Source organism: Lysinibacillus sp. ZYM-1 (assembly GCF_001308875.1).
GTDB lineage: Bacteria > Bacillota > Bacilli > Bacillales_A > Planococcaceae > Lysinibacillus.
This window is the reverse complement of the sequence record NZ_KQ465121.1, coordinates 1-11,616: the sequence shown is the minus strand read 5'-3', so window position 1 is coordinate 11,616 and position 11,616 is coordinate 1. Positions and strand designations below refer to the sequence as shown.

12 protein-coding genes are annotated in these 11,616 nt (G+C 36.8%); 10 read left to right on the top strand and 2 right to left on the bottom strand.

Features of this window, described 5'->3' with window-relative positions:
* Positions 1-4 precede the first annotated feature (4 nt).
* The 6 genes from AO843_RS13595 to spoVM are packed head-to-tail and all read left to right on the top strand — an operon-like array spanning position 5 to position 5,083.
* Entirely contained in the window at positions 5-754 is a 750-nt protein-coding gene (locus AO843_RS13595) for a Stp1/IreP family PP2C-type Ser/Thr phosphatase (protein ID WP_054611639.1), read from the top strand.
* Positions 755-756: 2 nt separating this feature from the next.
* Complete coding sequence (pknB, locus tag AO843_RS13590) at positions 757-2,745, top strand: Stk1 family PASTA domain-containing Ser/Thr kinase (RefSeq protein ID WP_054611638.1); 1,989 nt, start codon at positions 757-759, stop codon at positions 2,743-2,745.
* A 12-nt stretch (positions 2,746-2,757) separates the two neighbouring features.
* Positions 2,758-3,642 carry a ribosome small subunit-dependent GTPase A gene (gene rsgA / locus AO843_RS13585; protein WP_054611637.1) on the top strand — a complete coding sequence of 295 codons (885 nt, stop codon included), beginning with the start codon at positions 2,758-2,760 and terminating at the stop codon, positions 3,640-3,642.
* A gap of 2 nt (positions 3,643-3,644) precedes the next feature.
* The gene (gene rpe / locus AO843_RS13580; protein WP_054611636.1) at positions 3,645-4,313 is read left to right on the top strand and encodes a ribulose-phosphate 3-epimerase; all 669 of its coding nucleotides are present in this window, start codon (positions 3,645-3,647) and stop codon (positions 4,311-4,313) included.
* A complete protein-coding gene (locus AO843_RS13575) occupies positions 4,310-4,963 on the top strand; it encodes a thiamine diphosphokinase (RefSeq protein WP_054611635.1) in 654 nt (217 codons plus the stop codon). Before rpe ends, AO843_RS13575 begins: the two co-directional genes overlap by 4 nt.
* A gap of 18 nt (positions 4,964-4,981) precedes the next feature.
* Positions 4,982-5,083, top strand: coding sequence for a stage V sporulation protein SpoVM (spoVM, locus tag AO843_RS25595; RefSeq protein ID WP_099805045.1), 102 nt, complete (start codon positions 4,982-4,984; stop codon positions 5,081-5,083).
* A gap of 90 nt (positions 5,084-5,173) precedes the next feature.
* Here the strand turns inward: spoVM and rpmB are convergent, their stop codons facing one another.
* Both rpmB and AO843_RS13565 read right to left on the bottom strand, forming a co-directional pair.
* Positions 5,174-5,362 carry a 50S ribosomal protein L28 gene (gene rpmB / locus AO843_RS13570; RefSeq protein ID WP_049668398.1) on the bottom strand — a complete coding sequence of 63 codons (189 nt, stop codon included), beginning with the start codon at positions 5,360-5,362 and terminating at the stop codon, positions 5,174-5,176.
* Positions 5,363-5,551: 189 nt separating this feature from the next.
* Positions 5,552-6,295: an IclR family transcriptional regulator gene (locus AO843_RS13565; protein ID WP_054611634.1), complete on the bottom strand. Its 744-nt coding sequence runs from the start codon at positions 6,293-6,295 to the stop codon at positions 5,552-5,554.
* Positions 6,296-6,626: 331 nt separating this feature from the next.
* Between AO843_RS13565 and AO843_RS13560 the strand changes: the two genes are divergently transcribed.
* The 4 genes from AO843_RS13560 to AO843_RS13545 all read left to right on the top strand — a co-directional run bounded on the left by AO843_RS13560 (position 6,627) and on the right by AO843_RS13545 (position 11,456).
* Positions 6,627-7,499 carry a dimethylarginine dimethylaminohydrolase family protein gene (locus AO843_RS13560; protein ID WP_054611633.1) on the top strand — a complete coding sequence of 291 codons (873 nt, stop codon included), beginning with the start codon at positions 6,627-6,629 and terminating at the stop codon, positions 7,497-7,499.
* A gap of 16 nt (positions 7,500-7,515) precedes the next feature.
* On the top strand, positions 7,516-8,277 hold the full coding sequence (locus AO843_RS13555) for a dimethylarginine dimethylaminohydrolase family protein (RefSeq protein WP_054611632.1): 762 nt from the start codon (positions 7,516-7,518) through the stop codon (positions 8,275-8,277).
* A 110-nt stretch (positions 8,278-8,387) separates the two neighbouring features.
* The gene (locus AO843_RS13550; RefSeq protein ID WP_054611631.1) at positions 8,388-9,815 is read left to right on the top strand and encodes an amino acid permease; all 1,428 of its coding nucleotides are present in this window, start codon (positions 8,388-8,390) and stop codon (positions 9,813-9,815) included.
* A gap of 36 nt (positions 9,816-9,851) precedes the next feature.
* Complete coding sequence (locus tag AO843_RS13545; protein ID WP_054611630.1) at positions 9,852-11,456, top strand: M20/M25/M40 family metallo-hydrolase; 1,605 nt, start codon at positions 9,852-9,854, stop codon at positions 11,454-11,456.
* The last annotated feature ends 160 nt before the right edge of the window (positions 11,457-11,616 follow it).

Genomic DNA, 11,616 nt, shown 5'->3' with positions numbered 1-11,616 from the left:
AGTGTTGGAATACACAGTCGAAAGTGATATTGGTTTAAAACGATCAATTAATGAAGACCGTGCTGCATTTTTTAAACGTCCTGATGGGCTTGCACTAGCACTTGTAGCGGATGGCATGGGTGGTCATAATGCTGGAGATGTAGCAAGTGATATGGCGATAAAGCAGATGGAAACCTTTTTTTTACAGGCAGACACACATCATTTTGTATCAACAACATCAAAGAAAGAATGGTTATTGCAAACAGTAAAACAATTAAATAAAAATATATATGACTATTCTTTATCACATGAAGACTGTAAAGGAATGGGCACGACGTTTATTGCGGTGTTAATAGAAGAGCAACATTGCTTCATTGCACATGTTGGGGATAGTCGCGTGTATTATTTCTTTGAAGATGGTGCACAACAAATAACAAGAGATCATTCATATGTTAATGTACTTGTTGAAAACGGTGAAATTAGTGAAGAGGAAGCTTTGACGCATCCAAAGAAAAATTTCATCTTAAAAGCTATGGGTACAGAGGAAACAATAGAACCAGATTTTTATGAAGTAGAGTTGGCACCAAAATCGTATTTACTCATTTGTTCAGATGGATTAAGCAATAAATTAACTGTCTATGAAATGGCTTCGATTATTACGTATCCAGATTCTATAGATGAAAAAGGACGTAAACTAGTAGAATTAGCAAATGCAAGCGGGGGAGAAGATAATATCTCCCTCGTGCTACTAACAAAAAAGGATGAGGAGGTGTAAGAATGCTTGTAGGTAAAAGAATTAGTGACCGTTATAAAATTATAGAACTCATTGGTGGCGGTGGTATGTCCAATGTTTATTTAGCTCATGATATGATATTAAATCGAGATGTAGCCATAAAAATATTACGCTATGATTTTTCCAATGAGGATGAATTACATCGACGTTTTCAACGTGAGGCACTGTCTGCCACAAGTCTTACACATCCAAATATTGTTAGTGTTTATGATGTAGGTGACGATGGAGATCTACATTATATTGTGATGGAATTTGTTCAAGGAAAAACTTTAAAGCAGTACATACAAGAATTTGCACCAATTTCTCCTGCTAGAAGTGTGCATATTATGAAGCAATTAACTTCTGCTATTGCTAATGCCCATGAAAACCATATTATTCACCGTGATATTAAACCACAAAATATTTTAATGGATGCAGAGGGTAATGTAAAAATAACAGATTTTGGAATTGCTATGACGTTAAGCGCTACATCATTTACCCAAACGAATTCTGTGCTGGGGACAGTGCATTATTTATCACCAGAGCAAGCTCGAGGCGGTACAGCTACGAATCAATCTGACATTTATGCACTGGGTATTGTTTTGTACGAATTATTGACAGGTGAATTACCATTTTCCGGTGAGTCGGCTGTTTCTATTGCACTTAAGCATTTACAAGCAGAAACGCCTTCTGTTCGTGCTTTTGATGGAACCATCCCACAAAGCTTGGAAAATGTGGTGCTCAAAGCTACTGCCAAAGATGCATCTCATCGCTACAATACAGTAGAAGAAATGTATGATGATTTGGAAACTGTATTATCATCATCTCGAATAAATGAACCAAAATTTGTCATACCTGTGGACAATGATGTAACAAAGGCCATTCCAATCATTAAAGAGGAAGTTCTAAAGAAAGATGAAGATTTAACCAAAACAAGAGTTATTGAACCGATTCTGGAGTTTAAATCACCATCTCAGGCACAGCCTAAAAAAGCAGTAGAAAAACCTGTTCCTGTTAAAACAAAGAAGAAAAAATGGCCAAAGTATGTGGCTGGTTTATTCATTGCAGTAATTATCATCTTCCTATTCTTTTTATTCGCAAAAGATTTATTTAGCCCGAAAAACGTGGCTATACCTGATGTGACAAATTTAACAGTAGTGGACGCTACAAGAAAATTAGAAGCAGAGGGATTTGTTGTTGGTGAGGAGCCCCAGGAGCGAAATCATGAAGACATTGAAAAAGGTAAGGTCATTGAAACGGATCCAGCAAAAAATTCGATGCGAGCAAAAGGCTCTGAGATCGATTTAATTGTTAGCTTGGGTGTAGAGATGACGACCGTTGATAATTATGTAGGACAGAATTATAGTCAGGTCGAAACTTTAATAAAAGGTAAGTATAAAGAAGTAAACAAAGAGGAAGTTCCTTCTCGTGAACCTGAAGGCAGAATTATTGAGCAAAGTATTCCTGCAAATACAGAAGTAGTAGCGAAAGAAGAAACGATCACCTTTAAAGTAAGTCAAGGAGTAAGAATGGTAAGGGTTGAAAATGTTGCAAATTATACGGAAGCAGATATGGATGCTTATGTGAAAAGAGTGGGTCTGAGTTGGCGTGAATCACGTGCAGACTATCATGAGTCGATCCCAGCTGGCAGTGTGATCTCACAATTGACTAAAGCAGGTACTATGGTAGAGGAAGGTTCTGTTATATCGGTTGTCATCAGTAAGGGACCTGCTAAAAAGCCTGATAAACCAATACTCAAACCTGTAGTCATTGAGTATAAACCTACAGAAGAGGGTGTACCTCAAAAAATTCGCATTGAAATTCAAGATAAAAATCATACATTTTCTGATCCAGTTGATGATTTTGAAATTTTAAATGATACACCTTACAATATACAACTTGTTATTGAAGAAGGTAAAGAGGCGAGTTATAGAATTATCCGTGACTCAGAAATAATTTTAGAAGAAAAGGTTAATTATAATGATTTCGATTAAGGAGGGAATTGGATGGCGCAAGGCCAAATAAGAAAAGCATTAAGCGGTTATTATTATGTTTATGATGGTCATCAACTTATTCAATGTCGAGGACGAGGGGTCTTTCGTAATCGTGGAGAATCCCCTCTTGTCGGTGATATTGTAGAATATACAATGGAAATAGAAGGTTCGGATGGCACCATTCAGAAGATTTTAGAACGTCAAAATGAATTGGTTCGCCCACCAATTGCTAATATTGACCAAGGTATTTTGGTGTTTTCTGTAAAAGAACCTAATTTCAATACCATTTTACTCGATCGCTTTTTAGTTGTTTTAGAATCCTTCCATGTACATCCCATTATTTGTCTAACAAAGATGGATTTACTAGAAAATGGTGAACATGATGAATTAAAAAGTTATATAGCGGATTATCAAAATATGGGTTATACGGTTCTTCAAACTTATAAAGATGAAGAAGAATTAGTGGAACGACTGCAGCCTATTTTAAAAGAGAAAACAACTGTTTTGGCGGGCCAATCTGGTGTGGGCAAATCAACCTTGCTAAATACACTGATTCCTGATTTAAACTTAAAAACAGGGATTATTTCGCAAAGTTTGGGTCGCGGAAAACATACGACGCGTCACGTAGAACTTATTGAGGTCTGTGATGGTTTGTTGGCAGATACTCCTGGATTTAGTTCTTTTGATTTTGATGATATCGATAAAGAGGAATTAGGCGCTTGTTTTCCTGAAATGATTAGAGTAGCGGATGATTGTAAATTCAGAGGCTGTTTACACTTGAAAGAGCCAAAATGTGCAGTCAAGGCAGCGGTAGAAACAGGTGAAATTCGTGACTATCGCTACAAGCATTATGAACAATTTATGCAAGAAATTATGGATCGAAAGCCGAGGTATTAATAATGATACAAATAGCCCCATCAATTTTAGCAGCGAATTTTGCAAAATTAGGTGAAGAAGTTAAAGAGGTAGAACAAGCTGGTGCACAACTAATTCATATTGATGTCATGGATGGTCATTTTGTGCCGAATATTTCATTTGGTTCGATTGTATTAGATGCTATTCGTCCATTAACAGATTTACCGTTAGATGTGCATTTAATGATTGAAAATCCTGATCAATACATTGAACAATTTGCACAAGCTGGAGCAGACTATATTACGGTTCATGTTGAAGCATGCCGTCACTTACATCGAACAATTCAATTAATCCGTTCGTATGGTGTAAAAGCGGGCGTCGTATTAAATCCACACACACCTATAGAGTCTATTCAACATGTCTTAGAAGATATCGATATGGTATTACTAATGACTGTCAATCCAGGCTTCGGTGGACAAAAGTTCATTCATTCTGTTGTGCCTAAAATCGAGGCATTATCTACACTGATTAAAGATCTTGGTTTGGATATCGCCATTGAAATAGATGGAGGTATTACAGCAGAAACGATTGTTCCATGTGCACAGGCAGGGGCGACGATCTTTGTAGCGGGTTCAGCCATTTATAGTAAAGAGGATCGAAAAGCGGCACTTCAAGAAATTTTAGCAGCTGGTGAGGCTGCGATTAAAGGATGACAACGGTCGTTGTTTGTGCAGGTGGTCCAAAACAAGAACTTTGTTCGTTCTCATCGTTTCAACAACAACAGGATATTGTGTTTATTGGTGCAGATCGTGGGGCTTTATATTTAATAGAGCATGGGATTACCCCACATGCCATTGTGGGCGATTTTGATTCTTTAACAGAAGAGGAATATCAGCTGGTGATGGCACAGACAAATGATCAGCAACGTTTTCAGGAAGAGAAAAATGAAACAGATACGGATTTAGCATTGCTCAAAGCATTTACTTATGCACCACAAGAAATTATCTTGACAGGTGTTACGGGAGGGCGCTTAGATCATTATGAAGCAGCCGTTCGTTCCATTTACCGATTACAGAAAGAGCACCCACACATTGCGTTGAAGATTATCAATCAAACAAATATGTTGCAATTTTTACTACCAGGTACACATGCTATTTATGCAGATAATCGATACCGATACTTGTCCTTCTTTGCTCATGAAGAGCCCATTAAAGATGTGACATTGAGACAAGTAAAATATGAAACAACGAAAGAAGAAATTTCTTTAGGAACATCTCGATTTACAAGTAATGAAATAATAGGAACTTCAGGGTCTATATCTTTCTCAAGAGGCATATGTTTAATGATAAGAAGCATAGATTAGCGTAAGGGGGAGAGAGTCCTGAAAGTATATACGTTCCAATTGCCGAAATTTGTTAGTAGTATCACGCGCACGTGTATTAACCTATTTAAAAAAGATAAGAAAGTAAAAAAATCCGACTAAAGGTAGTCGGATTTTTTCATTCTTTGTTTTATATCCAAAGAAAAAAATCGATTTGCGCTCAATGCGAAATCGATTTTTTAGAAGCAGCGATTAAACGCGCTCGATTTTACCTGATTTTAATGCACGAGCAGAAACCCATACACGTTTTGGTTTACCGTCAACTAAGATACGAACTTTTTGAAGGTTAGCACCCCAAGTACGTTTGCTAGCGTTCATAGCGTGGGAACGGTTGTTACCAGTACGAGCTTTACGTCCAGTGATTACACATTGTTTTGGCATGTTGTATTCCCTCCTTACTGTTGTAGCTGAAAGATTATTATTTCAGTTCGGTATTTCACATACCATAATAATTTAACATACGATGGCGTTCAGTGCAATAGTTTTCACATAACCTTTCAAGAAAAAAACCTTTACAGGCAAAATCGGTGAACAAAACTAGAGTGAGTTTCTTTAAGTTAATCAACCCCTCTAATTTTTTCCTCGGTAACCAAGTTTAGTTGATACACGTTTACCGGTATCAACTAAACGTTCAATAAGTGTTTGAATATGATCTTGAGAGATATTAAAGTTGACGAAGCCGATGCTTACTGCACCGATTACTTCGCCAAAACCATCCAAGACGGAAACTGCAATGGAGGAGGTACCAGCAGTTCGTTCTCCATGGCTAATCGCATAACCTTGTTGCCGAATTTGACGAAGCTGTTCCTCCAATTCAGACATCTCATCTTTAGTTACTAGTTGTTCTAATATTTCCTTAGATTGAGGGGCAGACATAGAGGCGAGAATAGCTTTATTGGCTGCACCGATATGTAGAGGTATACGAATACCCAGTTGGTCATAAATACGAATCGGATTGGCAGCGCTGTCTATTCTTTCTATAATAATCGTGTCCAAACCTGCTGGCTTACTTAAATAGACACTTTCCTCAACATCTCTTGCTAATCGCTCTAACTCAGGTCGGATTTTACTAATATAATCCATCGTATCATATACTTGCAAACCTAGTTCCATCCATATTGTCCCCAGTCGATAGTGTTTGGTTTGCTCATCTTGCTCAATCATTCCTTGTTTAATCATCGCCTTTAAAATTCTATGTAAAGTACTTAGTGGTAAATCACATTTTGTTGAAAGCTCTGAAATGGACAAGCTACTGTCATTTGCTTCAGAAGCTAAAACCTTCGCAATAGTCATAGCCCGCTCTAATAATTGCATTTGTCCCACCTCCCATTATCCTATTTTATTTTTATTCTCCATCTACGTCTAGTTCCAATATTACCGTGCCTATAAGGATTTATGCAAAGCCATAACTTCATTAAACAGATGTGATTTTGTCCCAATAAGAGAGTGGCTAATATAGAAGATTCGCATCTTTAAAAATCGGGACAAATGCTAACAGGGTGTAATTGAAGATGTTTAAAAAAGAAATTAAAAATAAAAAGTTTTCTAAATATATTGACAGTATAACATAAAACGCATATATTTTTCATATAAACTTTCCTCTAAACGGAAACGTTTTCCACTACACGGAAAAGGGGTGAAGGGAATGCATTATTGTTCATCAATGTATGCACCTTTAAAACACGTAATAGTAAAACATCCAAAAGATGCTTTCCAAAGCCAGAATCATCTTAGTGATGAATGGAAAACTTTTAATTACTTATCTGAACCCAACTTTGAAGAAGCATTAAATGAATATGCAGAATTTGTTGAGATTCTTGAAAAGTATGTTGACACGATTGATTATTTACCAATGTCAGATGTGGTGGGATTAGACTCACTTTATGCACATGATCCAGTGAAATTTACGCCGAATGGTGCCATTTTATTGAAGTCTGGTAAAAAATTAAGACAGCCAGAAGCATCCGTATACAAAGCATTTTTACAGGACAAGGGTATTTCCTTAATCGGAGAACTCACTGGAGATGCCGTAGCAGATGGAGGAGATATTGTTTGGTTGGATGATCGAACTCTTGCTGTAGGTAGGGGCTATCGAACAAACGATGAAGCCATTCGTCAGCTAAAAGAAATGACAGCTGAAATGGTAGATGAGTTTATTGTTGTACAGCTACCACATGATTTAGGTGAAGCTGAATGCTTACATCTAATGTCTTTCATTAGTATCGTGGATAAAGATTTAGCGGTTGTACATTCCCGTTTAATGCCAGTATTTTTCCGCCAACTTCTAATTGAAAAGGGCATTCAGTTATTGGAAGTACCTAAGGATGAATACGATACACTTGGCTGTAATGTGTTAGCGCTTGCACCAAGGGTTTGCGTTATTCCTGAAGGAAACACGACCACAAAGCAACAGCTAATTGATGCTGGAGCAACGGTATTTGAATATAAAGGTGATCAAATTTCTGTAAAAGGAACAGGTGGGCCAACATGCCTGACTTGTCCCGTAGTAAGAACATAAAAGGAGAGAGAAGAATATGTTTAAAAATGTTATTGTTAAAAATCCAGGTACTAGTTTCGTAAACGGTTTAACCACTAGTGATTTAGGAAAACCTATATTAGAAAAATTATTTGAACAGCATGAAAAGTATGTAGAGGCTTTAAAGAAATGTGGAGTTGAGGTGACACAATTACCAGCGAATGAAGCATTTCCTGATTCAACATTTGTAGAGGATACGGCTGTTTTAACATCAGAATTTGCAATCATTTCAAATCCTGGAGCTGCTGCTCGTAATCGTGAAATTGAAGATATCGAACCTGCTGTAAAGCAATTTTACGATAAAATTTATTATATTAAAGGATCTGGAACGCTTGATGGAGGAGATGTATTACAGGCAGAGAAGAAATTTTACGTAGGAATTTCAGACCGTACAAATGAAGAAGGAGCCCAACAATTTAAGGAAATCGTTGAACAAGAGGGGTATGAGGCAACTATTATCCCATTAAAAGAATTCTTCCATTTAAAAACTGGTATTGCATATGTAGGAGATAATCGTATGGTGCTAGCTGGTGAGTTCGTGGATCATCCGGCATTTGAATCCTATGAAAAAATTATTATTCCAAAAGAAAATGAATACTCAGCTAACTGTATTCAAGTAAATGATTATATTATTATTCCAGCAGGATACCCAGAAACCAATCGTAAGTTACTCGACCTAGGCTATCAAACGATTGAACTTGAGATGTCTGAATTCAGAAAACATGATGGTGGCTTAAGCTGCTTATCACTACGCTTTTAGTAAGACTACCGTAACCCAATCAATTTAAAAGAGATAAATTGATTGGGTGCTTTTGTTCTATAAATATCAGAATATTTAGTATTTTTACAATATATGGGAAGTAGGGATGGATGTTGGATAAAGGGGATCAACTTCACAATCAACAATTAAACCGTTCAATGAAAAGTCGTCATTTATTAATGCTTTCTCTTGGCGGGGTTATCGGAACAGGATTATTTTTAAATGTTGGCTATACCATCAATCAAGCTGGTCCAGGTGGTGCGCTTATTGGTTACCTATTTGGTGGCTTAATTTTGTTTATGGTCATGAATTGTCTAGGAGAATTAGCTGTTTACATGCCTGTTACAGGTTCCTTTCAAACATATGCAACACGTTACATTAGCCCTTCAGCCGGATTTTCATTAGGCTGGATGTACTTTGTCGGATCAGCAGCAACTGCAGGTGTTGAATTTACAGCTGCCGGAATCTTAATGCAACATTGGTTTCCAGACGTACCCATTTGGATATGGTGTGCTGTATTTATGGTTCTTTTATTTGTCTTAAATGCTTTAACAACAAAGGGATTTGCTGAAGCAGAATTTTGGTTTGCCAGCATCAAAGTAATTGCAGTAATTGCCTTTATCATCATAGGTGGGGCGGCTATCTTTGGTTTGATTCCGTTAGCAGATCGTCCAACACCTCATATGACAAATTTAGCACCGTCTGGCTTATTCCCAGCAGGTATTTCCATTATTTTTGTCACAATGATGAATGTTATTTTCTCTTATCAGGGATCAGAACTTGTAGGTATTGCAGCTGGTGAAACCGAGAATCCTGAAAAAAATATCCCAAGAGCTATTCGGACAATTCTTTTTAGAATTATCGTTTTTTATATTGCGTCTATTATCGTATTATCAGCCATTTTCCCATCGTCAGAGCTTGGACTAATGGAGAGTCCATTTGTGACGTTGATGAATATAGCGGGTGTACCATATGCGGCAGGCATTATGAATTTTGTTATTTTAACGGCGATATTATCAGTTGGTAATTCATGTCTGTATGCGTCAACTCGTTTATTATTCTCTATGTCACAGGAGGGAATGGCGCCAAAATTATTTGGGCGTCTTACTAAAAATAAAGTTCCTCTAAATGCGCTTATCTTTACGATGGTTTTCTCTCTCTTATCATTATTAACAAGTGTGATGGAAGCAGATGCGGTATTTGTTTTATTAATGTCAGTGGCAGGAATATCCGTCACTATTTCATGGATGGGTATATGTGCTTCTCAATTAATGTTCCGCTATCGTTATATAAAGTCTGGTGGAAATTTGGCTGATCTAAAGTTTAAAACACCGTTATTTCCATTAATTCCTATATTTTGCATTGTCTTTTGTTTATTGATTTTGATTTTTTTAGCATTTGATCCAACACAAAGAATTGGCTTATTATATGGCATTGGCTTCTTTATTGCTTGTATGATTTTTTATCAATTGAAATTAAAAAAAGCGCCTACTGCTACTACAGATAATAAAAGTGAAGAGTCATTAGATATTCGTTAAAAACCTCTAACGAATTAGATTTAAAGGAGAATTTTTATGAATCATTACATGTGGAATACACCAGAAAAACTACGAGCACTACTATGTGAAATTGTCAGCTGGGACAGTAGAACATTGACCGAGGGGGAAAATGAATTTTCCTATAAATTGAAAAATAAATTGTTAGCGCTTCCATATTTTGATAAACGTCCAGAGCTCATTGAATTGCATGATGCAGGTCTTGGAAGAAACGCTGTTACGGCATTATATAAACATCCTACAGCAACAGAAACGGTAGTGTTAATTAGTCATTTTGATACGGTGCATACCGAAGAGTACGGAGAATTAGAACCACTAGCTTTTTTTCCTGAGGAATTGACAAAAAAGCTAATGGAACCTAAATACAAAAAGGATTTACCAGATGCAGCTAGAATTGATTTGGAATCAGGCAATTATTTGTTTGGTCGTGGCACGATGGATATGAAAATGGGACTGGCTTTACACATGCAGCTAATTGAAAAGGCAAGCTTTGAGCAATGGCCAATTAATCTGATTTTAACTGCGGTCCCAGATGAAGAAGTAAATTCAGCGGGGATGAGAGCTGCTGTTGTTGAGCTTGTGAGAATTCGTGAACAACATGATTTAACTTATCAATTATTTTTAAATAGTGAACCGTCCTTTTCGCAAGGGCCATCTGATACCAATGAATATATTTATTCAGGCACAATTGGTAAAATAATGCCTGCTGCGCTGTTTTATGGTAAAGAAACACATGTCGGCGAACCTTTAAAGGGAATGACAGCCAATTTCATTGCTTCTTACATGACACAGCATATGGAGTGGAATCCTCTTTTCCGTGAAACAGACTTGGGAGAAAGCACGCCACTACCTGTATCTTTACAGCTGAAAGATTTAAAAATGGAATATTCTACACAAACACCATATCGTGCTGCTGCTCTTTATAATGTATTTTTATTAAAACGTACTGCTGCAGAAGTAATGGATATATTCGAACAAGTCGCATTACAAGCAATGACTGCTTGTAACGAACAGTATTTGCAAATATGTACACGAGAAAAAGTACAAGGTGTGGGGAAAGTAAGCGTATTACGATACGATGCACTTTTGGAACACGCTATCCAAAAGTTAGGTGTTGAAGAAGTCAATTCCATCAAACATCAAGTACTTCAGCATAGCACTTGGGATGACCGTGAAAAGTCAATACGCATCGTTGATCAACTCATGATACGTTGTCAGGAATTAGCACCTGCAACTGTTTTGTTATATGCACCACCTTATTACCCTGCAATAAATTCGTCCAATCATCCACTTGTAATAAAATCGATTGAATTGATGAAGAAAACGGCACAAACATTTGATATTGAAGTGGAGCAAATACACTATTTTAATGGAATTTGTGATTTAAGTTATGTTAACTATACAGATGAATCAGATGAGTGGTTAGCTTTCGAACGCAACACGCCTGTATGGGGCGATACGTATAGTATTCCATTTAAAGAAATGACCGCATTACAAGGTCCTGTCTTAAATGTAGGACCATTTGGAAAGGATGCGCATCAAAAAACAGAAAGATTACATGTAGATAGTGCTTTTAAAGAAATGCCCGTTATGATTGACACGCTTATAAAAAGTCTAATTTAATTAGATAAATGTTTTCATCTCAAATTGAATACAATATAAAGTTGATACTTTCATAGTATCAACTCAGACTGTAGACAAACTCAAAAAATTTGAGAGTTTGCCTACAGTCTTTTTTCTTTTACAATGAAATAAAGTAAAGCCGTTGATTTCCACTACGGGC